The following is a 22,488-nucleotide window of genomic DNA, read 5'->3' as shown; positions in this document are numbered from 1 at the left end:
TACCCGCTGTCATTGACGGCACAGCTATTTCTGCGCCAGTGACCGGACGTAGTCGTAGTACAGCTCGTTTGAGGTGTACAGCGACTCAAACGTTTCCCAGGTCTTTTGTGCCGCATGGTTTTGAACCATCTCGTGGCTCCTCGCGCCCATGCCCCGGCGCTTATCATCAGACAGCTCAAGGATCGTGGTGAGTTTCTGTGCCAGATCATCTGAGTTACCCGGATCAAACAGGTAGCCGTTCTCCCCCTGTTTCACCAGGTGAGGTAGGGCCAGGGCATTCGCAAGCACCACCGGTTTTGAGGCGCTCATGGCCTCGAGAGTCACCAGAGACTGGAGCTCTGCGGTACCGGGCTGACAGAAAACATCGGCACGCAGGTAGCCCTTCCGTAGCTCTTCATCGGAGACATACCCCAAGAACCGTACCCGGTCTTCAACGCCGAGATCACGGGCTTTCTGCTGGAGATCCTCGAGGATCTCCCCGGTACCTGCCACCTCCAGCACCACCCTGCTGAGGTTATGAGGCAGCTTTGAGAAAGCCTCAATGAGCACATCAATATTTTTTTCGATGGCTAGTCTGCCCGCAAAGAAGATGCGCTTCTCATCCTGCTTCTGCGCGATAACCTCGTCCCGCTGCCGCTCATAGTCTGAGGTCTCAATACCGTTCGATACCGGTATGACCGGCCTGCGGAAACGCCCCGACTCTTTCATGGTCTGGGCCGCAATCGGTGTGGGGGTGGTGACAACCTGGGCTTTCGCAAGAACCCTGCGCATATCGCCCCAGCTAAATTTGGCAAATGCCCTATTGAACCAGCCCGGGAAGGGAAGAAAAGGGTCAAGGTTTTCGGGCATAAAATGGTTGGTGGCAACGATACGGATCCCCCGCTTTTGAGCCTGGTAGATCAGGGCCCTACCCACGATGTAGTGGCACTGAACGTGCACCACGTCGGGCTGTACCTCATCGAGGATTCTTCCCACCCTCCTCCAAATCTCCCAGGGGGTGCAGATCCGCATGTAGGGGTGGGTTGGCGGATGGTGCGATACCAGACGGTGTTCGGTTACCCCGTCTACAGTGCGGGTCTCGTTCTTTGCCTGATCGGGGTTTGCCGCCATGACGTGGACCCGGTGTCCCCGCGCTTTCATGGCGGTAGCCAGCCTATGGCCAAACTGTGCAGCACCGTTGATGTCTGGCGGGTAAGTGTCTGCACCGATCATGATTGTCAGCTGCTCGGTTGTCATGGAGAAAGATCCTTTGATCACTGCGTCTGTAGCTGCCGAAAGCGGTTATTTTCTGTTTCTGAACAGTTTTCCCACAAAGACAAAGAATGTGCCGATGGCTGTGGCCAGAACCGTAAACGAGCCCCACCGAGCTTTCACGGTTTCGGGGTCAGCCGCGTTCCTGCCCAGCCGCCTTCCGCTTTCAGCAACCGAAGCCGGTGCCTGCTGCACGCTCTCTTTGATCCCGCGTACCAGCCCGTTGGCGTTATCGCGCACCGCGTTGCTGTAGGTGTCGATATCATCGCGCAGGGTTTTAAGGTGTTCGCGGCGCTGCTTGGTGCGCAGTTTAAGCTGTTCTTCGTTCGCTGCGGGAGGCTCAGTGGGCTCTCCCTCTTTCTGCTGCTGTGCAGCCTCTGCTGCTGCTGCTTTCTTCTCTTCTTCCCGGCGTGCTCGCTGTTCAGCCTGCTCGCGTTCCAGCCGTGCTGAGGTCATTGTGGAGCCGTGTTTGAGTACACCCAGGTCGTATAAAATACCAAAAATTGCTGATTTCGGTTTGACGGGTAGCTGTTTTTTGATCATGCTGATGCCGATAAAAGCAAAGATGACGAGAAACAGCAGAAAGATAAGAGCCAGTACCAGTGCAGCCTGCCAGGGCTCCATCACTGCTCCCAGGCCCAAAATTGCCGCTGCGACCAGCGCGATCAGCAGGAAGAGGCCAAAGAGCACACCCACAGCAACCACTGCCGCACCCTTACCCAGGGCTATACCTTTGTCTTTGAGCTCCAGCTTGGCAATCTGAATTTCGTCTTTAAACTGCTTGGGGGTAAGTCGTGCAATGACCTTTACCGCGTCACTGGTACCGGTAAGGTTGGTTTTGAGATTGATCAACCGTTCTTTGATACCGGGTTTCGCGGCCTGTGCGATACCCTCCTGCTGGGGGCCCGTGCTCTCGGGGTTGCCGTGTTCGGTCATACCCTTACCTCTCCGAAAATTAAGTACGCATTGAGTTGCGGTGTGCTGTTCCTGCGGTCGCAGAATATTCTCTACCAACACCATAGGCTAAATTCTGCTATAACTCATCCCGAGACAACCCAAGTCAGCAGAAAAATATTTTACCCGCCTGCCCTCCACTGACTTGTACAGGACAACACAGAACCCAATGAAAAAGGCCCGGCCGATAAAAATCAGCCGGGCTCTATGCTCCCCCGACTGGACTCGAACCAGTAACCCTTCGATTAACAGTCGAATGCTCTGCCAATTGAGCTACGGGGGAATATCCCGCCGCAGCGGTGCTACCGCCACAACGTGTAATAACTATACGCAGGTTTCACAGGGGGCGCAAATTGAAAAGTATTGACCTCACTCACACGCCCAGGCCGGTCTAATCCTGGCCTTCCATGATGGTCCGCCGGCGCAGTTCAAGGGCGAGAAGTTCCCGCTGGACGCCGCGAAATTCCTCTCCCTCGGTCTCCGCGTCAAGCCTTTGCAAACGCATCAGCAGATCAGATTTTTGCCTGTTAATCTGCTGTTCAAAGAGCCGGTTCAGGATATCGTGAACATAGCGGGCCAGCTGCTCTTCGGTACGTGCGGGTATGGGTGAAACCGTAAGCTCGGCCAGCAGGGCGTGCACCTGCTCCGGTGCCCGCGCCCGCACCGCGTTCACCCAGGGTGCGCCGGCCTGCGGTACCATCTCGGAGGCTGCCCCCACGATCCCCGCGGCTAAACCGGCGTGGCTTCGGTAGCGAAACTGTACCCGGGCAAACTCCTGCCACTGGCCGGTAGAAAGATAGTGGGGAAGCTGGGTAATCACTTCAAGGGCTTCCCGCTCCATACGAGCCACAGGATCCCGCAGATCGGGAACGTCAAAGGGACCAGCCTCCCCCTCAGCCTGTTGTTGACGCTCGACCTCGCCCCCGGACTGCTGCTCCTCCTGCGCCTGCTGCCGGGCGCCTATCTGCCGGCGTGCGGTCGACACAGACACAGCACGCTGCACCTCCTCGGTATCTATCCCCAGCCATCCGGAGACCTCACGCACATAGGCGGGCCGCAAGGTGCTGTCTTTGATACCGGCAAGGATGGGGGCAGCCGCCCGCATGGCACGCACTCTGCCCTCAAGGGTTTTCATATCGTAGTTTTTGATAGTTGCCCGAAGAGCAAACTCAAACAGGGGGCGGCGGTTGGCGATCAGCGACCTCACCGCAGCGTCCCCGCGAGCCAGCCGCAGATCGCAGGGGTCCATGCCGTCTTTGGCCACGGCAACATAGGTTTGAGCAAGGAATTTTTGGTCTTCCTCAAAAGCGTGCAGCGCCGCCTTTTGTCCCGCAGCATCACCGTCAAAAGTAAAGATAACCTCGCCACCGCTACCGTCGTCGGAAATTAGCCGACGCGTGACCCTAATATGCCCGGCACCAAAGGCCGTGCCACAGGTTGCTACTGCGGTATCAATACCGGCCAGGTGGGCGGCCATCACATCGGTATAGCCCTCAACCACCACCAGCTGCCGTTTCTTGGCTATATTGCGTTTAGCCATATCGAGCCCGTAGAGCACCTGAGATTTTTTATAGAGCTGGGTTTCGGGGGTGTTGAGATATTTGGGGCCCTGGTCATCATCGTAGAGTTTCCGGGCACCAAAACCTATTGTCTCCCCCGAGATTCCCCGGATAGGCCACATGATCCTTCCGCGAAAACGATCGTAGAGCCCGCGGTGACCCCGCGAAAACATGCCGGTTGCCTCAAGTTCTTCGCTATCAAACCCCCTACCACGCAGATAGTTGAGCAGATTATCCCAACCGCGCGGGGCATACCCCACCCCAAATGTTCGTGTTGTCTCGGGAGAGAAACCGCGCCCTCCCAAAAATTTTTGCGCCTCTGCCGCCGCCGGAGTATAGAGATTTCGTTGATAGAATTCTGCGGCAATTTTATGGGCGTCAAGGAGACGCTGTCGGCGGCCTATCTCCTCGCGGGAGAGTCCGCTGCCCTCTTCGTAGTGCAGCTCGTAGCCTATCCGAGCTGCGAGCCTTTCAACGGTTTCGGCAAAGGAGGTGTGCTCCATCTCCATCAGAAAGGCGATAACATCGCCGGACTCTCCGCAACCAAAACAGTGGTAGGTGCCCATCTGCGGGCGCACGTGAAAGGAGGGGGTTCTCTCATCGTGGAAGGGGCACAACCCCTTGAAGGAGCCAATCCCGGCCCCCTTGAGGGTCACATACCCCTCAACAATTTCGCGGATATCCGTGCGGGTGCGAACCTCGTCTATATCCTCACGTTTTATTAAACCTGCCACCCCATTATGATAGCCAGTCTCGTCAAGCTCCCTCGATATCTTCGTTATCGAGGTCGGGCTTGGGTTTTGTGCGGCCCAGCCCAAAGTCTGCCGGTGACAGCCCCACGCAGAGCACCAGGGCGAAAGCCGCGCAAGCCCACACCCAGGACCCCAGCAGGGCACCAATCAGCAGCGCCACGCACAGGCTGGTTACGCACACTAGGACAATCTGTTTCATACTTATCCCCCGTTGTTCTGCATCGCAGGTTTGCTTTACCGGCTCTATATTGGGGGCTACCACAGCGGCTTGTCGCCGAGCCCCCAGTTATTGCCGGTAATACGTTGATAAAGGCTAACAGCCGAGCGGTCGGTGAGTGAAGCCACCTGGTCGATCACCAGCCGTAAGCGGGCGGAGGTGTCGTTGCGGCCAAGTTCCCTCATATCGGCAGCAAATACGGGATCGAGATACTCGCTATTTTCCAGCAGCGCCTCAACCAGTAGGGCCAGTATCTCGCGCTGGTTCTCGTAGTGGGGTTGGGCGTCGCGCACCGTCATGACAAAGGCGGTTGCTATCCCTTTCAGCACCGCGATCTCCTGCTCTGTTTCTTCGGGCACAATAAGCTGCGCCGAATAACGGGTCAGGGGGCGGCTACCGCCGTAGCGGGCCCGGGTGGCTTCCATGGCCGAGGCCGCGAACCTGCCGATAAGTTTTGAGGTGAGCGCTTTGAGGGCGGCGTTGGACGCCCGGGTTCCACTGAGATAGGGCACCCACTGGTCAAGTCGCTCAAGGCGGGTCAGTGCCCGGTCCAAATCATCATCTGCGGCTCGGGGCAGGTACCACTGCCGGGTTTTTTCAAATATCCGGGCCCTGTTTTTGGGGTCGGTAAGGTCTTCTAGCTGCAGGTGTCCGCCAAAGACCGCGTCTTCAACATCGTGTACGGAGTAGGAGATGTCGTCAGCCAGATCCATGACCATGGCTTCCATACACTTCTGCCGGGGTGGTATTCCCTCCTCCAGTGCCCGGCTGCGGAACCAGTCAAAGACCGGCCTGTCATCATCGTAGACACCAAATTTACGGTTGGGTTTGCCATCTGGTCGGGGTGGGGCTTCTTCCGCTGTCCAGGGGTATTTACAGGTGGCGTCGAGTGAGGCACGGGTGAGGTTGAGGCCGGCTGAACCACCGTTGTGACGGATCACCTTGGGTTCGAGTCTGCTGAGGAGGCGCAGGGTTTGGGCATTGCCCTCAAAACCGCCGATACCGTGGGCCAGTTCGTTGAGCGCGGTTTCACCGTTGTGGCCAAAGGGCGGGTGCCCGATATCGTGAGAGAGGCAGGCGGTATCTACCACATCGGGGTCACAGCCCAACATGCGCCCCACTTCCCGCCCAATCTGGGCGACCTCCAACGAGTGGGTGAGGCGGGTACGCACAAAGTCATCGGTATCGGGGTCCATAACCTGGGTTTTAGCGCCCAACCGGCGCAACGCACTCGAGTGAAGCACTCTCGCCCTGTCCCGTTCAAAGGCAGACCGATAAACATTGCGGTGTAGCTCGGGCACCCAACGCTCAGCGTCGAGGTCGGTATAACCGGGGGTGGAGGTCTGCTCGGGGGCTGGAGCATTACCTGGTTTCTGAGTGCTCATACCGTCTACCTTTCATCGTTTACCCCTCTAGTTTAGAGGTCACTTCCCTGATCAAGGTTAAATTCGGTGGGATAGATAACCGGTCCGGCGGGCGGGGGAAAATGTGGGGTGGAGACAAGTACCTGTAAGGCCTCCGCCAGCATATCAGAGTCAATTCCGGCAATAGAGGTATAGATGCTATAGCGGTGAGCGGGCTGAAACCCGAAGCGGGAATAATAGTTGGGGTCACCGAGGACGACGATAGGTAGAGACGGGCTGATTTTTCCGCTGCCCGTCGAAACCCTGTCGAGAAGAGAAGTAACCAGTCCGGTACCGATTTTCTGGTTCTGGTATTGGGGGTGGACGGCTACAGGTGCTAGAGCTAGAGCAGGTTGGTTCCCTATCCGGCAGCGGCTCAAGAGGGCATGTCCGATAATTTTCCCCGACTCGTTGGCCGCAACCAGGGATATGCCCTCATCCCAAAGACGAGCGTTGGCTCGCAAACGATCAACCAGGGAAGATTCGTAGTCAGTTTCAAAAGCTGCACGGTGTAGGGCACGTATTGTGGGGATATCCGCGGATTTTTCGGGGCGGACCGTAATATCTGGTTTCATACTAAATCCTTGAAACATCATTATCGTATAATGCTTAGAGTATTTTACCGGCCAGGTGAATCTCGCCAGCGAGGTACTCTAGCCGCGACCCACTCTCGCCCCCTCTCAAGATTGTCCCTGACACGCACTCAGGCAGAAGCGAGAAGCCATAAGTTGACGTAGAAAATATCAAGAAATAGTCTGGACATTTTTGGGGTGCATGTTTGGTGTTGACAAAACTCTCTACCGTCGTTTCAGAGGCTTTCTCGCCCTTTGTCCTATCCGGGCTGCTGATTACCGTTATCGCCATGTCAACAGACACCACCTGGGGTGTGCCAGTCACCGTCTCCCTTACTTTCTTTGTCAGTATCCCCTTGGCGCTCTCCGTGTGGATGCATAGAACCGGCCGCGTAACAGATCGTTTTATCCGGGTAAGAAAACAGCGCACCCCCTTCTACGCGGGCACTCTACTCTCCTACCTGATCGGAGCCACAGCCCTCAACATCATGGGCACAAGCCACGAGGTAAAGCTTGCACTCAATCTATCAGTTGCCATGCTGGTTGTCGTCATGATCATCAACTTCAAAATCAAGGTTAGTGTTCACGCACTCGTTGCAGCGCTCTTTGCAATAGTTTTCCCTCTATATACCGAAGCGCCGAAATCTACCTACGTAATCGGTGTTCTAATCTGGGTAGCAACCGTATGGGCAAGACACCAGCTGAAACGCCACAGCGGTTTAGAGCTCCTACTTGGCACCGCATTAGGCGCTATTTTTGCGGTGCTTTATCTCCGGCTACGTTAACCTTGATCCGCTCTCCTACAGCAGTCATAACAGCAAAAACGTCAAATAAACCCGCACCCTTTGGGAGGGAAACAGCCTAGCTAAAACTCCCCGTGCACATCGCGTACCCACCCCGTTCACGCGGGAACGTGCCGGTCCCGATACGGGGAGGAAGGCTGGTTGAGGTGTGAGCAAGCTAGCCTCACAAGCTACTGACGGAACACACAGAAATTCACTACAGTGGAAAGTCTGTGTTGAGAACCCACAACCTCAAAGAAATAGAAACCAAACCCCACATGCCTAACCAAGAAACAAAGCAGCCACAGCCCAAAAAACTAGAAAGACCCGAACTCCTGCTCCTGGCCATCATGGTCGTAGCAGCCTTCATCCTCATCCTCAACGAAACCCTGCTGGGCGTGGCCCTACCACGCATCATGGAGGACCTCGGCATCTCGGCCTCCACCGGCTTCATGCTAACCATGGCCGTCGTCACCCCGGCCTCAGGCTTCATCATCTCCCGCTACTCCATCCGAACCGTCTTCGCCGCCGCCATGGCCATCTTCTCGGTCGGAACCCTGGTAGCCGCCACCGCCCCGGGTATCGGCCTACTCCTACTCGGGCGGATTCTACAGGCCGGCGGAACCGGCATCATGATCCCCCTGCTCATGACCACCATGATGCGACTGGTTGCCCCCAGCCGAATCGGCCAGGCCATGGGAATCGTCGGCATGGTGATCTCGGCCGCCCCCGCAGCAGGGCCCACGGTCTCAGGCCTCATCCTCAGTCTGGGCAGCTGGCGCTGGCTCTTCTGGTTGATCCTGCCCATCGGCCTGATCGCCCTAGTCATGGGCCTGGCTTTAGCCCCCAATGATAAGCCCGCCGGAAGCGACCAGAAACTAGATATTCTCTCTATTCTGCTCTCTACCCTGGGATTCGGCGGGCTGGTACTGGGCCTCTCCACCATGGGTGGAGACTCCTCCCACGGCGGCACCCTACCGGTCAATCCCTGGCTCCTGGTCCTGACCTCGGCCCTGCTCATCACCCTCTTCATCCGCCGGCAAGTCAGCCTGCAAGAGACCGGCCCCTTCATGGACATGCGAATCTTCCGCTCCAAGCCCTTTACCCTAACGGTCATCATGAGCTCCCTGGGTATGGGAGTCATGCTGGGGGTTGCTATTGTCATCCCCCTCTACACCGCCAACGTACTCGGGATGGATGCCCTGCAAACCGGGCTCATGCTCCTCCCAGGCGGCGCACTCATGGCCCTCCTCAGCCCCTTCATTGGGCGGCTTTCTGACAGGCTGGGAGCTCGCACCCTGGTCATCCCCGGAGCCATACTCTTTAGTGCCTCAATCTGGCTGATGAGCATTTTTAACAGCCACACCCAGCCCTGGCAGATCATTGCCACCTACACGCTGATGACCTTCACCCTGCCCCTTATCAACACCCCCATGATGAGCCTGGGGTTGAGCTCCCTGAGCCAGGGTTTACAGGCATTTGGCTCCTCCGCCATGACCACCTTCCAGCAGGTCTCCGGGGCGGCAGCCACCGCCCTCTTCGTAGCCCTGATGGCGGCCGGGACCGCAGCTCACGGCGGTGAGGGGGCAGGGGCCTATATGGCCGGTGTTCACCTGGCCTTCCTGATTGCCGCTGGAATCTCCCTGGCAACCGTCCTGGTCTCCTTCCTGGTACCGGCCGGTAAAATCCCCGGCCCCAGCCGGGCAGCCAGCCACTAAAACCAAACCGTGGAATGCCGGCAAGGGGCCGGGTCCCCTAGTCTTCTGCGTCTACTGTCAGCCCCCGTTTGAGTAAGGAGGCCAGGGCAGTGAGGATCTGCCGGTCCAGGGGACGCTGGCAAGCTAAGGAGAAGACGGTAGTGAGGACCGGGATGTCTTCCCGGTTTTTGATAAGTCCTGCCTCTTCTGCCCGGCTGAAGATTTGTTCAATCAGAGGGGCGGTAGCCGGATTCTGGTTGGGGGCCAGGGAGGAGTCAGCCAGCTGGGCTAGGGCCAGGTAAGGAAGAGGCGTCTGCTGGTCTAGGCCCAGGCCGAGATTGATGAACTGATGGAACATGAGGCGGGGGTCCTCTTGGCTGACTATTTTGTGGAGTTCTTTCTGCAGAGTGCCCGTGTAGTGCAGACTGAGGGCATCGATAGCTGCTTCCCTGTTGTCGAAGTGGCGGTAGAGAGTGCCGATTCCCACTCCGGCTTCTTGGGCTAGCTGCCGCATAGAGAAACCGTCCCCTTCTTGCTCTAGTAGTTTGCGGACAGCCTCGAGGATTTTTTGGCGATTATGGCTGGCATCCTTACGGGTATTTGTTGCCTTGGACACTTTTACTCCTGTGAATTTGAGAAACGGAACCCATGTTCCTGTTCTAGAAGAACAAAACGGAACGAATGTTCCATATATGAAGGGAAGCTTATGAAAATCGCACGAATCCATTCCTATCAAGGTCCCCAGGCACTCCAGATTGATGAGATGGAGACCCCCGCTCCCGGTCCCGATCACGCTCTCCTTGAAATAAAGGCCACCGCTCTGAGCCTGGATCAGGTTCCCTTTCTCTCGGGGGCAGACTATGGCGGACGCCAGCCTGCCCAACTGCCCACCGGCTTCAGCTACGAAGGTGCCGGCCGGGTACTGGCAGTAGGCAAAGGGGTAGACCCCAGATGGGTGGGCAAGCACGTAGCACCCCTGGGGCCCTTCGATCAGCATGCCTACCCCATGGCTGCCAGCCACGCTATCGTTCCGGCCGACCGCCTAATCGAATACCCTCAAGACCTGACCGCCGATGAAGCAGCCAGCCTCTGGGTTCCCTTCCTCACCGCCCTGGGTATCCAATACTACAGACCCCTAGAAGCTGGACAGTGGCTGGCTCTACCCTCCGGGCGTATCTGCCGTGGGTATTGCCGCGGCCCAGATTGCGCACGCCGGGGGCGTAAATGTCATCCTCTCTACCCGCTCAGCCGACCGGGCTCAGGCTGCGCGCAACCTGCTCCCCTTCGCCCACGTCATTGATACCTCCAGCCAGGATTACGCCCAGCAGGTGTTGGAACTAACCAGAGGTAAGGGCGTGGATATCACCTTTGACCCCATAGGTGGCGCCTTCCTATCCACCGTTCTGGAGAGTACTAAACGTCAGGGACTGGTTATTGAATACGGCGTGTTGGGCGGTATGAGTGCTTCTCTTGACGCCAACCTGCTCATCGGTAAGGAGATGCATCTTGTAGGATTCCAAGTTGATCAAATTCTGCGTTCTGACCAGAGGGACCGGTACATTGGTCTGGTACTTGACCTCATCAAGAATCGTGGAATTCGGCCCACCCTAGCAGGTAGTTGGAAACTGGAGGAAGTCAGGGAAGCCTTCCAGGCTCTTGCCTCGGGTAAGTTGCTGGGTCGGGCCACTCTTAACCCCTAGCGTAAGCACTCAAAGAAGAAACCTGTTCTTCGGTGTTGGGGCCGATGGGACGGCAGGATACTATGCTAGTTGGGCCAGCAAGTTTCTGCCGCCCCTCCCGGCTTCAGTGAGGAACCCGGGTCTTATGCAGAAGCTAGTTCAGCCAGGACTCGGCGGCTTTCCTCTAGCTGGACGGAGGTCAATAGGGTATGTATGGACTCCTCTAATTGGGCCCGGCAAAAATCCCACCCCTTGAGACCCTGCAAGAAGTCAATGTTTTTTGGTCGAAACGCCGACGAATCACTTTAGCCGAATTACCTACCGCAATACCGTAGGCGGGCACATCTTTAGCTACCACAGCCTGGGTACCAATTACAGCTCCATCACCAATGGTGATACCGGGCATGACGATAGCCCCTCGGACAATCCAAACATCGTGACCGATGACGGTGTCATACCTATCAAGCATATCCTTTCAGCTCATACCCAGTTTCCGCTGCCAGTTGGTTCATCTCCACCCCCGTATATCTCCCAAGGATTAGCTCTACCCACGCAATAGGGAAAACGTCAGGGTCTTGAAAAACTTATCTGTTCACATGCGATAGAAATATGGTATAGAAAGAAGTACACGAACAAGTCCTCACCATACGAACCGCCCCGCAGCTAAAAAACGCCTTAATGCCCTAGCAGCGCAGACCCATCATCCGCTTTCCCCACATTACCGAGACCCTAGAAACTGGGCTTGACACTATAGAACACGCCTACATGCTCAAACGCGATGCAGAATTAGCCCGTGCTGGCAAGATCCAAACCCGACCCCTCAACGAAGCAGCAAAAGAACTAGGGCTGCAAATCAATAAATTAAGCACTGAAAATCACCCCACTCGCAGAAAAACAGGTTCTTGCAGATCGGTACATCTCACAGGCAATCCCCGGCCCGCCCCCACGTATGTGGGGAATACTGTGAAAACACAGCCCGGGCAAGGATTCGTCCATGGCTCATCCCCACGCATGTGGGGAATACCGCCGCCCCAACTAGCGGCCTCCACAGGGCTGGGGCTCATCCCCACGCATGTGGGGAATACAGGCATCATAAGCCACTCAGCCCTGGGTGACACGGCTCATCCCCACGCATGTGGGGAATACTCAGCTGTCTCTTTTAGGCTGTCAGGTGTTAGCGGCTCATCCCCACGTATGTGGGGAATACTATTGTTAATGCTGGTGACGGCGCTGCGCACTCGGCTCATCCCCACGTATGTGGGGAATACGTTGAAGACCAGGTGATCGGAGAGGATGGGGAAGGCTCATCCCCACGTATGTGGGGAATACGTGATCGAGGTCTTACCGACGCCACCTTTCTGGGGCTCATCCCCACGTATGTGGGGAATACCTGAAGTGCAGTCACAGCTTTGGGGTACTAGAGCGGCTCATCCCCACGTATGTGGGGAATACTTGATTGCCACCGGAAACATCCGCATGCACGAAGGCTCATCCCCACGTATGTGGGGAATACGAGAGGCGAATGAGACTGACGGTGAGTGGGGCAGGCTCATCCCCACGTATGTGGGGAATACACGGCGCGCATGACCGACGCCCGGCACGATCTGGGCTCATCCCCACGTATGTGGGGAATACGAGAGAGATATGCAAATTGCATGGTTGCGATTCGGCTCATCCCCACGCATGTGGGGAATACCTCTGTAGATGACCCAGAAACAGCAATGACGTCGGCTCATCCCCACGCATGTGGGGAATACCAGTCCCCAAGGAACTCACCTAAGGGTCAAGGAGGCTCATCCCCACGCATGTGGGGAATACGGTTATTCATCGGGCGCGCGGTGAAAAAGTAGCGGCTCATCCCCACGCATGTGGGGAATACCCAGTCCGGTTCTTCTTTGAAGGAGAGAAAACCGGCTCATCCCCACGCATGTGGGGAATACGAAGAGTTCTTGTAGTAAATTCCCACACCTCAAGGCTCATCCCCACGCATGTGGGGAATACGCTCAACGATAAAACCCGACGTGCGTATGAAAAGGCTCATCCCCACGCATGTGGGGAATACATTTCTGACTTTTGCTACCCTTGCAGCTACACCGGCTCATCCCCACGCATGTGGGGAATACTTCACAAAGAATCTCACAACGGCCGAAATCCCGGGCTCATCCCCACGCATGTGGGGAATACTGGACGAGCTCAAGGAGGACCTGGAAGCAACCCGGCTCATCCCCACGCATGTGGGGAATACCTAGGCCCACGACACCGGTGGATGCCCCACCAGGGCTCATCCCCACGCATGTGGGGAATACCCACACCGGAAAAATCACAGTGGACGATGATGCGGCTCATCCCCACGCATGTGGGGAATACCCGGTAAAATTGATAGAATCGTTCATGTCAATCGGCTCATCCCCACGCATGTGGGGAATACTTTTTGCTGTTTTTTCAGGGTAGTACAAAAAGCGGCTCATCCCCACGCATGTGGGGAATACACTTCTTGACATGGGGTTTCATTCGAGCCTCAATGATTTTCATTCACTTTGAATGAGTCTTGTCGAGAAGTAGGTTGATTACATCTTATCGTGCCAGGAAGGTTTTCTGCTTCGAGCTTGTGCTCGCGCCTTGCTCCAGCCTGTTCGTCGCTGGGATTGTTTTTGGCTTCCCGGTGGAGGGCGCATCATGAGGGTAAGTCCCTCTATGTCGACGGGCTCCCAGTCGTGCTTATGTACTTTAAATCTTAATCGCTGTTCGCTATTCGATGAGTAAACCAGAATAGCTCTACCACCACTAGCATAAGAGCAGGTTCTTTCCCAGAGAGCATCGCGCACTCGGGCTGAAACATTACCTACGAAAGTACCGGGGCTGATTTCTAGGAGCCATCTGGTTAAATCTCCACGTAGACTTTCGGGGCAGGCTGTAACTACTAGAACGATCATTCAAAATCATCCCCGTAATTTGTTCCTGCTTTAACAGTGCTTTGGCCGGGTCCTGCCCAGAGCGATAGAGAGTCGATCTGTTCCCATTCGATGTCAATATCAGGGACCAGGAGTTTTGAAACATCATTGGCGCAACGAGCTAACAAGCGATGAGAAACGACCGCGTCCCGAACAACTCTTCGAACATCTGAAGTAAGGTTATTGCTGCCTGAGGCAACAACATCGAAAGACGCAGGGATAGTTATTTCTGCCTTGTATAAATCAGCCACATCGTAGATGAAAGACCGCTCATGCCCAGTATGCACAAAACCAAGACCGGGTGCGCACCCTAGAGCAACAATAACGGAATGAACTACCCCATAGAGTGCTGCGTTAGCTGCTGACAGGGCCTGGTTAATAGGGTTTGCTTGTTCAAAAGAGTCTTGAACGTAGTCACGCTTATCCCAGGGGGTGCCGGTACGCTTAGCGTGTTCCCTATAAACCCGCCGGACCCGGGCACCTTCTCTGCCTCTGAGCTGCTGCATCGTTAGCTGAGAGACGTCTTCACCGGGAAAACGATAGGCATACATTTTACGGGCAATGTCCAGCCGAGAACGAGTATTGGAAACCAATTCAGCCTGTGCCTGTAAAATCCTGGAGCTGCGGGCCAGAGAGCTCCCGTGTGCATAAAAGCGAACACCATTTTCACCGCACCAGACAACACTTGCGCCGCAGTCACCCAGAAGAGACATAGCAGCGCTGGTAACCCTGGTTCCCGGGCCTAAAAGAAGGCAACCTAGAGTGGCAGCCGGGATATGGATGACTCCGCGGTCGGTGGTTGCGGTCACCGCGTTAGCGTCCCGGTGCACCACGCACCTTTCAAGATAGACAAAAGATAGCCTATCGCTTATCCGAGTTAAATCTGTACGTTTAGGCGGTGGTATACCGGGAAGGCTCATGCCCCTAACCTCCTTAAGGTGAGTAAGCCGCAGCCGTAGCCTTTAGCACGCCCAATCCCCTGGGTTAGGGTCTGCCTGAGCTGACCGGTGTCCTTCACCCTAAGAACACCATCGAACTGGGCCTTACGGATGGTAACCTGAGCGGATTTACCGTTCTGGTGTGGGTCTTTACGAGTAAACCGTAAATCTTCACGATGACTGACATCTATCAGGAGACCGTTGAGGCTATCGTCAGATTCTTTAATCTCAAACCCAAGCCTAGGGGACCGCGAAAGTAGCCACTTAATTTGTTGGTCGGGCGTAACGTGAGGAAGGATTTTCGCTCTTTGTCCGGATGGTGCGGATTTCTGAATCACGGGGTTAGCGTGTAGGCGGAACCCCCATTCCTGACCCACCATAAGCCCCTCCAAGAAAGTATCGTACTGGATGGTGTTCCAGGTTTGAGACACCCAACCTGCCTTCTCAACGATATGGGTGAAGTCAGGTTCCAGGGGGCTGACCACGTAGAGAGTATGCTTCAGGCCATCCTGATCAAGACGCCAGAGAGCCCGCTCGCCAGTCTCTTCTAAAGAACCCGGCGGGAAAGACTGAAGGACAGCCTTGTGCAAAAGTTGCCGGTTAGCCAGCAGCTTCCGCCCCTCCCGTTTCTGCGGGTTAATCAGAATAGAGCTAAACCAGGTCATCGGCCCCGCACCGCCTCAAAAAAGGGATCACTTGAAGTTAGTCCTTTATCGTTTTCAACTACAAGAGGCTCAGCCTCATATACAGTCCGCCATGTATACTGCCGGTTTTCCTGACTATAGCTCAGAGGAATATCTCTCACTGAATCCCCCGCTTCACCGGGACGAGCATCGCGCAAAATCGGTAAAAATACCTTTTTATCCCTGCGCTTTTGATACCATTCGGCAGCCTGCCAGTCCTGCTGCCGCAGGGCGGTTTCTACGTCGGCATCAACAATGCCCAGGAGAAGATCCGAGTTAGCCGGGCAGTTACGTCGCCCCAGAAAGAGCGGGTAAACGGGGTTCTGGATAGCCTGCGCCAGGCTCTCAATGAGAGGAGTTGGTCCGGAAACAGCAACGAGGAAAACGGCATCAGAGAGGTAATAGCGGGTGGAGAGATTGGTTTTACCCCCAGCGTCTATCGCTGTCTGATAGTCACGCTCCAGAGTCCCCGGCTGGTCAATCCGCACGGCGAAATCAAGGCCGGCTAAATCCGCAATCTCGTCTGTACGTTGCCGCCCTTGAGCAGCCGCAAGCATTCCCAATACACCGGATTTTGTGGGTACTGAATCTGTACCACGGGTGCGATAGCGGCTACTGGAGCCCCACGACTGCAAAGGCCCTTTCAGCTTAAGAACCAAAGTTTTCATAGCTTAGCCTAGATGTCAGAGCTCTGGAGGGCCTGGGGAAGCTCTTCCAGAAGAACAGGCAGGCTGGTGACAGAACCTAGCCCCTCTAGAGTCTCAATCAGGTTGGGAAGGGCAATAACCCAGGATTTTAGGGGTTTATTTCCATACATACTTTCTAGCCCCTCTGCTTCAGACGCTAGCTTCTTGGCGGCCTGCAGGCGGTAGCCGTCGTTTTTATCGGTGACGGGCTCTTCAAAAGCGTTGACCAGGCTAACGGGTCGGTCAGTCCTAAGGCTAACAAGGATGGCCTCGGGAAGGGTCCGGTTTGCAAAAGTATTTTGCTTGCCGGTGGGCATGGAGGTGAGGAAAGATTCCACGAAAGCCTGAGCTGCCCTAATAGCTACCTCCCGGTTACCCAGGTTACTGGCCAAAGCATCGAGATCGAGGGTAGCGTAACGGTAGAGGGTGGAGGACATCATTTCTACGGTTCCCAGCATGCCCGCTCCGGTTTCTTCGGCATCACGAACCACATCATCGACGGCGGTGTAGAAATCAAACTCGGGATCTGACCCCGAAACACCCAGGGCGTGGGATACCTGGACCGAGGCATCAACGTTAAAAGAAGGCTCATCAGCAACCATACGGCCAAAGAGGGAGATATCAACAGAGTTCTTATCGTCAAGAAGTTTCTGTGCTTCCTTCTTGGTGATTTTCTCTCCTGCTGAATTAATAATAGCCTGAGCTACTGCCTCGATCTGATAGTTGCTGAGGAAGAGCAGATAACCGGTTTCAAGGTGTGTTTCGTCGCCCTCTTTCTTTTTCTTGCTGGGAGCCACCTTGATACCCGCAACTTTAAGGACGGCCTCTGCTGCCTGGAGGGAATCTTCTTCGCTCCAGCTGCTATCAAGATCAGTAACCTTTTTAGCGATTTTTTGGGCGACGCGCTGAGTGCGGACACCCATAACTTCGGGAGTGAGGGTCTGGAATAAATCCTTACGGATAGCATGCTTCCATGCCTGAGAAGAAACCCGCTGCCGGGGAACGCCACCAAAGGTAGCGCTCTTAGGGCTACCGGTATCGTCCCTGTTGATGTTGCTGGGAGGAAGGGTTTGCAGGGCGTGAATATCGATGAAGAGGGACATGGTTATTCTTTTTCCTTTCAGGGGTTAAGACTCTTTATTTTGGTTTTTCCACAGGCCGAAAGCATAATCGCGTCCCCACCGCAGAATAATTTTTTCGCGATTATTGTTTTGAAGGGACCAGAGATCGCTGGCAAGCTGGGCATAATCCAGAGGGATCTCGTAAGCATGTAAAAGTCCGATAAGTGAACGTAGATGGTAATTTTTAGCCTCGTAGGTGCGGGCTGTCATCAGGGCATCAAGCCGTTTTTTAATAGACTTGCTCTCGGTTCGAAGGGCTAGCTCAGCGGTAGCCCTACCCAGTGATTTCCAGCCTTTAACATGCATGGGCTGAGAAAGAGAACGCTGATGCAGAGCATAGAGTGTAAGGGCATTGAAGGCTGCACGTTCTGCCGGACTAGCCTGGTCCCCTTGCCCCCGGTAGGGGAAATCGGGGAGGAGACTGTCCAAGGCCGTGAACCAGGCCAAATGGTCCTTTTCTGGGTTTTTACCGGCTGCCCGACGCAGGGTGGCTAACTTGGCCCTGTCACCCCGGAGGTATCCTTCCTGCAGGCGGTGCAGGGCAGAAGCCAAGGAATTGTAAAAAGTTTGGTCAGTCTGAAGGTCCTTAGTTTCCTGGGGCTGGGTAGAGCTCATGAGAGTCCTTTCTCTTCAGAGGTTGCTTCAGTTGGAATGCGCTCAAGGGTTTTCTTGAGAGAGGCGTGGAGCCGCTCTATAGCCGTACCGGTATTCAGAACCTTGGGCGGCTCAGAATTATCATCGTCCATTCGTCCCACCAGGGCCCTCTCACCGGCTCCTCGCGCCAACTGAATTGCTTCTTCTTTAATGAGAGCTTCGACCGTGTCACACCAAGTGTTAAGGCGCTCTTCCAAGGGTACACCGGGTTCAATGGTCAAAATCCACTCCTTGAAGCTGGTCTCAAGCTTCTTGAGAGCCCTCTCGCTAGCAGAGGGTACAAAAGCATATTCCCCACTGGCTGCCTTCAAAAGAGACCCCGCAAACCGACCAAGATGGATAGAAGCCTCAACAGCCCGCCGGGCAGCCTGTACTACCCTGAAAGCAATGTCCTGATCCTCAGAAATCAAAGACCGCAGCTTGAAGGGAAGGACCTCATGAATGGTATTGGCGATAAGGGCAGATTGGTTTCCGTAGACAAATCCTACAAGTTCGACGGTGACTCGCTGCCGCGGAGACATCCAGGGACGTTTCTTGAGCTCACGCAGAAAACTCCAGGTGCGAGGAACCTTATCCGGTTCTTCGCCCCGTGGACCAGCTTGGATTTCTTTACCCACTAGCAGGGCTTCAACACCTCTCCAGAGGGTTCTTTCTTCGGCATGTGTTTTAGCAAAAAATACGGGTTGATTCTTTGATTGGGCTTTGCTGTATCTATAGCCCGTCATGGGGTCCAGGAGCTGATTGCGAATCTCGATCTTGTCCCCATTAGAAATGAGGACACCGGTAATGTCATCGCTTCCGTCTGCTCGAAAGAGACGTATACGGCGGCTCTGCCAGGTGAGTATATCGGCCGGACCTTCAGGAGAATCGCTACTTCTGGGTTCTGCCGTCGCCGGTTCTCTTTCCCAAGACGGTAGATCCTTATCAACCGTATCTTCACCAAAAACAAAATCGGCGGGAGTATTAAAAAGCAGGGTCTCGAAGAGATTGGACCCGTGGATAACGACTCCTCCGGTATAGCCGGCCCAGCCTGTCCCAATCGGGTACCCTTTACCGCCTTTGACGCGCGGATCTCCGACCGCGCCCGGCTTAATACCGGAGTAATCCCAGGCCTGCATGGCAATAACCCAGCGGGCGGCCTCGGGTAAAGTCAGAGAATTCTTACCGCTACCCGCTCGCATGGTGAAGTAGTCTGATTCAGCCTCGGGGATAAGACGCTGAACTTCTGAATAAGTATTTTTAGGAGTTGCAAGATCGGCCACCTGCATAAAAGGTGCAACCGGGTCTAAAAGATCGAAGCGGGATCGGTGCTCTTCAAGATAGGTGAAGACCGGGTCAGTAAGCTCAGAGGCGCTACCTTCAAACATGCCGTACCACCAGTCTATGAAGTTGTCACAGTCCAGAACCTTATCGGTTTGTGCGTGGGACCGCCAAAGAATAGCCAGGAGCACTCGAAAAACGGCATAATCCTGCTGGGGTGAGTCACCGGAGAGACGAACAACGTCTGTCAGTTGCCCAAAGATTTCTCTGAGCGAGAGACACCGAGTGGAGCCATCCTGCATGAGACACCGGATCCATCCTTCATCAATAAGATTGAAGGAACTAGCTACTGTGCTCATTATATTTTTTCCTTATCCTCTAAAAGCTGCAAGCCAAGTTCCTGCGTATACCTGAGTTTGTAACCGCATAGCTCAACCTCACACCGCTCATCTAATGTTAGCTGAAGCATACCCCTGAGGAGGTAAGATTCCTGCCAGGCAGGGTCTGTGTTTCTCTCAAGATTCTTCAGTACCTGTTCAAACTTCCATGAGAGCTGGTAGGGCAAGGTTACTGTCGACCGTGCCAGTACATAGGCGGTTTCTGCATCGGGAGTAAAGCCTTGAGAAATAACAGGTCTTTCCCCTGCTTCTTCATCTCGGACCCAAGGCAGGGGTGCGTAGTAGCCATCTCCTACCTGTTGAGCCAGAACAACCTCGATGGTGGGCTCTGTGTCTCGTACCTGGGCCGCTCCCCTTTCTTCCGTCACATCTCCTTCTTGGCCAGACCAAATTTCTCTGAAATTTTTTCTCACTACAGATTTTAGTTGGGCTCTAAAAGGGGTGGCCCTACGAGCAGCACCATGTTGATCAGATTCTAGTTTTTCTTGAGCTTTCCGGTAGTCCTTTTCCCATCCTGCCGGGACCTCTGCCTCCTCCCGGTAAACCGCCTCTACCAGAAGAGGGATATCTCCAGGCACAACGATGGAGGGTGGTTCGGGGTCGAAGAGCTTGAGCTCTGAACAGGTCGATAAAAGTAGGGCGGGCTGGTAAACAGCGTCTACTCCGGAGGCAAAAACCGGGGCCTTGTCCCGGGAAGGAAGTTCTTCCATGCCCCGGATATACACCCGGGGAGAGCTAGCCCAGGCGGGTCGATCTGTCTCCGGCCGCTCATGGCGGTGGACCCGCCCTAGCCTCTGGAGTACCAGGTCAACAGGGGCAATATCGGTAACCATGCAGTCAAAATCAACATCCAGGGACTGCTCCACCACCTGGGTAGCTACAACAATGCGCCGCTGGGGGCGTCCCCGACCCACAGAAGATGCGGGCCCGAGTTCCTCCACCAGCTTCCCCTCCTTCTCCACCCGCTCGATAACGGTGAAACGCGAGTGGAGCAGATAGGCATCTTCACCCACCAGGTCATGCGCTAGGAGGTATGCCTGCTGGGCGCGGCTTACGGTATCGCAGATGATAAGAAGGCAACCACCGTCTTGGACCACCCGGCTCATCACCTGAAGCAGGGAAGAATCATCATCGGCAAGAGGTTTAACCCGGTAGGTTGTGCTGCGAGCGCTAGGCTCTGTCGTGCTGGTCTGGATTTCCCGGGCAGAAACACTGGTAATGACGGGGTAGGACGCCCCTGTGGCAGGTAGCTTCTGTGATCTTCTGGCTCGCCTACCGAGGAGACCCTTTTGGTAGGCTTCGGCCAGCTTTGCCTTGGTTTCGTATGGCAGGGTTGCAGATAGGAGGACGACCGGAGCCCCGTAGTTTCCCAGCCATCGGAGGGCTGATGCTAGGTAGTGGCCCATATAGGAGTCATATGAGTGCACCTCGTCGATGACCACTACCTTGCCCGCCAGGCCCAGGTGTCTGAGCATCAGGTGCTTACTCTGCAGGGCCATCATCAGTACCTGGTCGACGGTTGCCACCACAAGACTGGAGAGAATACCTTGCTTTCGCCCGCGGAACCACTGGTGGGCAATAACCTGCGAGTGGCTGGTTCTTGCCCCCGGCTCTGTGTCGTCGTCAAGGTTTATTCTGGGAAGCCTATTCATAGACGTGTAGTTGTCGTTAAGTTGGTTCTTAGAGTGCCCCAGGTACATGGATACTACCGGAGATTCATGGGACTGTTCCGCCCAACGACTAATACGACTAAAAAGGGAGTCCGTAGTGGTCATGGTGGGGGCGCCAAAGAAAATACCGTTGCAGTTGTTGGTTCTGGCTAACTTCTCGGCAGCAACCAGAGCCGCCTCTGTCTTCCCCTCCCCCATGGGAGCCTCAATAATGAGCATTTTTGTTGAACTATGGGCGTCTAAAACATCAAGAACTTCCTTCTGGACCGGCCGCGGTGAACTAGAAGCAGGCCAGAGAAATTTATCAGTATAGATATCTGTAGCAGGACGGCGACCAAAGTCTTCAGGGGCCCAGGCAGTAGGGAGACGGAGTCTGTCTATGCCTTCCATAAAACGAGTAGGTTGATCTGCTGGGGAGTATTGCCCCAGAGGGAAATAGTCGGTATTAGAGGCAATCCAGTCCGCCATAATGATGAGGCCCGAAAGAATCATCTTGGAGCTATCTCCAATCTGATTTTTTTGCTCTATAAGTTTCTCAAGAGCCGGTTCTACCCGGGTTAATTCCAGCATTTTTGTGAGGAGTTCCTGGTGAAGGTCCTTCCACGATGAGTTCATTCCACGAATCTCAATTTCAGCTCGATCCTCAAAATCTTCTGTGGCGGGCAGGCCGTGGTGGGCCCCCAAAATCTGCCCTAAGTGGGAGAGAAAGCGATAATCCTCAGAGCCATACTTTTGGATCAAGAAATTGTTAAGTATAACGAGACTGGCTGCTGAGTGGGGAGACCACTCATCGTCCGGTAGATCTTTAAGCGGCAAACCAGATTCTCGGATCTTGTCGAGTAGAAAACCGTACGGTGAACTAGTTTTGGAAGATTTGGTAATCCTCATCGTGAAAGACCAGGTAGCCTTACCCACGTCATGGACACCGCAGAGGAAGGCCACCAGCCTATGGGCTTCATCGGCAGTGAGTCCTAGCTGGTCCTGAATAAACTGCCGGTGGTTGGCCGAGAGATAATTCTCCCAAAGGTAGGCACACACCTGGGCTGAGTCCATCATGTGCTGAGGAAGGTTGAGCCATTCCCCACTTTCTGGGTTGTCACGGTCTGTTTTAGCCCAGACACTCTCGGCTTGGGGACTCCAGCGAGGGAACGGCCCTGAAAAAATCTCCATAGATACCACCCTGTATCACGTCAACCACGACGACCCTGCGACATCTACAAATCTATCCTATGCTCACATTTTTGTGCCTCATTAAGGCCCG

Annotated in this window: 18 protein-coding genes, 1 tRNA gene, 1 pseudogene and 1 CRISPR repeat array; of the genes and pseudogenes, 3 read left to right on the top strand and 17 right to left on the bottom strand. The window is 55.0% G+C overall.

Annotation, left to right across the window (positions count from 1 at the left end):
• Positions 1-24: 24 nt before the first annotated feature.
• From ACS1BR_RS01105 to ACS1BR_RS01075, 7 genes are all read right to left on the bottom strand, one after another.
• The gene (locus ACS1BR_RS01105; RefSeq protein ID WP_463559582.1) at positions 25-1,236 is read right to left on the bottom strand and encodes a glycosyltransferase; all 1,212 of its coding nucleotides are present in this window, start codon (positions 1,234-1,236) and stop codon (positions 25-27) included.
• Between the two features lie 45 nt (positions 1,237-1,281).
• Positions 1,282-2,187, bottom strand: coding sequence for a phage holin family protein (locus ACS1BR_RS01100; protein ID WP_463559581.1), 906 nt, complete (start codon positions 2,185-2,187; stop codon positions 1,282-1,284).
• A 228-nt stretch (positions 2,188-2,415) separates the two neighbouring features.
• Positions 2,416-2,488: transfer RNA gene (locus ACS1BR_RS01095), tRNA-Asn, on the bottom strand.
• A 108-nt stretch (positions 2,489-2,596) separates the two neighbouring features.
• Positions 2,597-4,498: a DNA primase gene (gene dnaG / locus ACS1BR_RS01090; RefSeq protein ID WP_463559580.1), complete on the bottom strand. Its 1,902-nt coding sequence runs from the start codon at positions 4,496-4,498 to the stop codon at positions 2,597-2,599.
• 22 nt (positions 4,499-4,520) lie between these two features.
• Complete coding sequence (locus tag ACS1BR_RS01085) at positions 4,521-4,715, bottom strand: hypothetical protein (protein WP_463559579.1); 195 nt, start codon at positions 4,713-4,715, stop codon at positions 4,521-4,523.
• A 56-nt stretch (positions 4,716-4,771) separates the two neighbouring features.
• Complete coding sequence (locus ACS1BR_RS01080; protein ID WP_463559578.1) at positions 4,772-6,118, bottom strand: deoxyguanosinetriphosphate triphosphohydrolase; 1,347 nt, start codon at positions 6,116-6,118, stop codon at positions 4,772-4,774.
• Positions 6,119-6,150: 32 nt separating this feature from the next.
• Entirely contained in the window at positions 6,151-6,711 is a 561-nt protein-coding gene (locus ACS1BR_RS01075) for a GNAT family N-acetyltransferase (RefSeq protein WP_463559577.1), read from the bottom strand.
• Positions 6,712-6,914: 203 nt separating this feature from the next.
• On the opposite strand from ACS1BR_RS01075, the gene ACS1BR_RS01070 reads away from it, so the two are divergent.
• Together ACS1BR_RS01070 and ACS1BR_RS01065 are read left to right on the top strand one after the other, a co-directional pair.
• On the top strand, positions 6,915-7,493 hold the full coding sequence (locus tag ACS1BR_RS01070; protein ID WP_463559576.1) for a hypothetical protein: 579 nt from the start codon (positions 6,915-6,917) through the stop codon (positions 7,491-7,493).
• Between the two features lie 275 nt (positions 7,494-7,768).
• A complete protein-coding gene (locus ACS1BR_RS01065) occupies positions 7,769-9,208 on the top strand; it encodes a DHA2 family efflux MFS transporter permease subunit (RefSeq protein ID WP_463559575.1) in 1,440 nt (479 codons plus the stop codon).
• Between the two features lie 37 nt (positions 9,209-9,245).
• On the opposite strand, the gene ACS1BR_RS01060 is transcribed toward ACS1BR_RS01065, so the two are convergent.
• Complete coding sequence (locus ACS1BR_RS01060) at positions 9,246-9,803, bottom strand: TetR/AcrR family transcriptional regulator (protein WP_463559574.1); 558 nt, start codon at positions 9,801-9,803, stop codon at positions 9,246-9,248.
• Positions 9,804-10,368: 565 nt separating this feature from the next.
• On the opposite strand from ACS1BR_RS01060, the gene ACS1BR_RS01055 reads away from it, so the two are divergent.
• Positions 10,369-10,887, top strand: a complete 519-nt coding sequence (locus ACS1BR_RS01055; RefSeq protein ID WP_463559573.1) for a zinc-binding dehydrogenase — start codon at positions 10,369-10,371, stop codon at positions 10,885-10,887.
• A gap of 202 nt (positions 10,888-11,089) precedes the next feature.
• On the opposite strand, the pseudogene ACS1BR_RS01050 reads toward ACS1BR_RS01055, so the two are convergent.
• From ACS1BR_RS01050 to cas3, 9 genes and pseudogenes are all read right to left on the bottom strand, one after another.
• A pseudogene (locus tag ACS1BR_RS01050) lies at positions 11,090-11,320 on the bottom strand (LbetaH domain-containing protein); the annotation flags it as partial.
• A 480-nt stretch (positions 11,321-11,800) separates the two neighbouring features.
• A CRISPR array of direct repeats spans positions 11,801-13,355; the repeat unit is 28 nt; unit sequence GGCTCATCCCCACGCATGTGGGGAATAC.
• Positions 13,356-13,433: 78 nt separating this feature from the next.
• On the bottom strand, positions 13,434-13,799 hold the full coding sequence (gene cas2e / locus ACS1BR_RS01045) for a type I-E CRISPR-associated endoribonuclease Cas2e (RefSeq protein WP_463559571.1): 366 nt from the start codon (positions 13,797-13,799) through the stop codon (positions 13,434-13,436).
• Positions 13,796-14,737 (bottom strand): type I-E CRISPR-associated endonuclease Cas1e, encoded by a 942-nt coding sequence (gene cas1e, locus ACS1BR_RS01040; RefSeq protein WP_463559570.1) that lies wholly within the window; start codon positions 14,735-14,737, stop codon positions 13,796-13,798. The genes cas2e and cas1e overlap by 4 nt, the downstream gene beginning before the upstream one ends.
• On the bottom strand, positions 14,734-15,420 hold the full coding sequence (gene cas6e / locus ACS1BR_RS01035) for a type I-E CRISPR-associated protein Cas6/Cse3/CasE (protein ID WP_463559569.1): 687 nt from the start codon (positions 15,418-15,420) through the stop codon (positions 14,734-14,736). The genes cas1e and cas6e overlap by 4 nt, the downstream gene beginning before the upstream one ends.
• Complete coding sequence (gene cas5e / locus ACS1BR_RS01030; protein ID WP_463559568.1) at positions 15,417-16,106, bottom strand: type I-E CRISPR-associated protein Cas5/CasD; 690 nt, start codon at positions 16,104-16,106, stop codon at positions 15,417-15,419. Before cas5e ends, cas6e begins: the two co-directional genes overlap by 4 nt.
• Positions 16,107-16,114: 8 nt before the next feature.
• Complete coding sequence (cas7e, locus tag ACS1BR_RS01025; protein ID WP_463559567.1) at positions 16,115-17,227, bottom strand: type I-E CRISPR-associated protein Cas7/Cse4/CasC; 1,113 nt, start codon at positions 17,225-17,227, stop codon at positions 16,115-16,117.
• 24 nt (positions 17,228-17,251) lie between these two features.
• Positions 17,252-17,860, bottom strand: coding sequence for a type I-E CRISPR-associated protein Cse2/CasB (casB, locus tag ACS1BR_RS01020; protein ID WP_463559566.1), 609 nt, complete (start codon positions 17,858-17,860; stop codon positions 17,252-17,254).
• Positions 17,857-19,518, bottom strand: coding sequence for a type I-E CRISPR-associated protein Cse1/CasA (gene casA / locus ACS1BR_RS01015; protein WP_463559565.1), 1,662 nt, complete (start codon positions 19,516-19,518; stop codon positions 17,857-17,859). The genes casB and casA overlap by 4 nt, the downstream gene beginning before the upstream one ends.
• Entirely contained in the window at positions 19,518-22,397 is a 2,880-nt protein-coding gene (gene cas3, locus ACS1BR_RS01010; RefSeq protein WP_463559564.1) for a CRISPR-associated helicase Cas3', read from the bottom strand. Before cas3 ends, casA begins: the two co-directional genes overlap by 1 nt.
• Positions 22,398-22,488: the final 91 nt, after the last annotated feature.

Source organism: Rothia sp. 18CD1-1 (assembly GCF_055285355.1).
This window is presented reverse-complemented; position numbering and strand designations above follow the sequence as displayed.

Excerpts from the sequence above, each read along its gene's own strand:
- ACS1BR_RS01100 (WP_463559581.1), bottom strand. The coding sequence starts at position 2,187 with ATGACCGAACACGGCAACCCCGAGAGCACGGGCCCCCAGCAGGAGGGT.
- ACS1BR_RS01085 (WP_463559579.1), bottom strand. The coding sequence starts at position 4,715 with ATGAAACAGATTGTCCTAGTGTGCGTAACCAGCCTGTGCGTGGCGCTG.
- ACS1BR_RS01105 (WP_463559582.1), bottom strand. The coding sequence starts at position 1,236 with ATGACAACCGAGCAGCTGACAATCATGATCGGTGCAGACACTTACCCG.
- casA (WP_463559565.1), bottom strand. The coding sequence starts at position 19,518 with ATGAGCACAGTAGCTAGTTCCTTCAATCTTATTGATGAAGGATGGATC.
- cas2e (WP_463559571.1), bottom strand. The coding sequence starts at position 13,799 with ATGATCGTTCTAGTAGTTACAGCCTGCCCCGAAAGTCTACGTGGAGAT.
- cas5e (WP_463559568.1), bottom strand. The coding sequence starts at position 16,106 with ATGAAAACTTTGGTTCTTAAGCTGAAAGGGCCTTTGCAGTCGTGGGGC.
- ACS1BR_RS01080 (WP_463559578.1), bottom strand. The coding sequence starts at position 6,118 with ATGAGCACTCAGAAACCAGGTAATGCTCCAGCCCCCGAGCAGACCTCC.
- ACS1BR_RS01065 (WP_463559575.1), top strand. The coding sequence starts at position 7,769 with ATGCCTAACCAAGAAACAAAGCAGCCACAGCCCAAAAAACTAGAAAGA.
- cas6e (WP_463559569.1), bottom strand. The coding sequence starts at position 15,420 with ATGACCTGGTTTAGCTCTATTCTGATTAACCCGCAGAAACGGGAGGGG.
- cas7e (WP_463559567.1), bottom strand. The coding sequence starts at position 17,227 with ATGTCCCTCTTCATCGATATTCACGCCCTGCAAACCCTTCCTCCCAGC.
- cas3 (WP_463559564.1), bottom strand. The coding sequence starts at position 22,397 with ATGGAGATTTTTTCAGGGCCGTTCCCTCGCTGGAGTCCCCAAGCCGAG.
- ACS1BR_RS01075 (WP_463559577.1), bottom strand. The coding sequence starts at position 6,711 with ATGAAACCAGATATTACGGTCCGCCCCGAAAAATCCGCGGATATCCCC.
- casB (WP_463559566.1), bottom strand. The coding sequence starts at position 17,860 with ATGAGCTCTACCCAGCCCCAGGAAACTAAGGACCTTCAGACTGACCAA.
- cas1e (WP_463559570.1), bottom strand. The coding sequence starts at position 14,737 with ATGAGCCTTCCCGGTATACCACCGCCTAAACGTACAGATTTAACTCGG.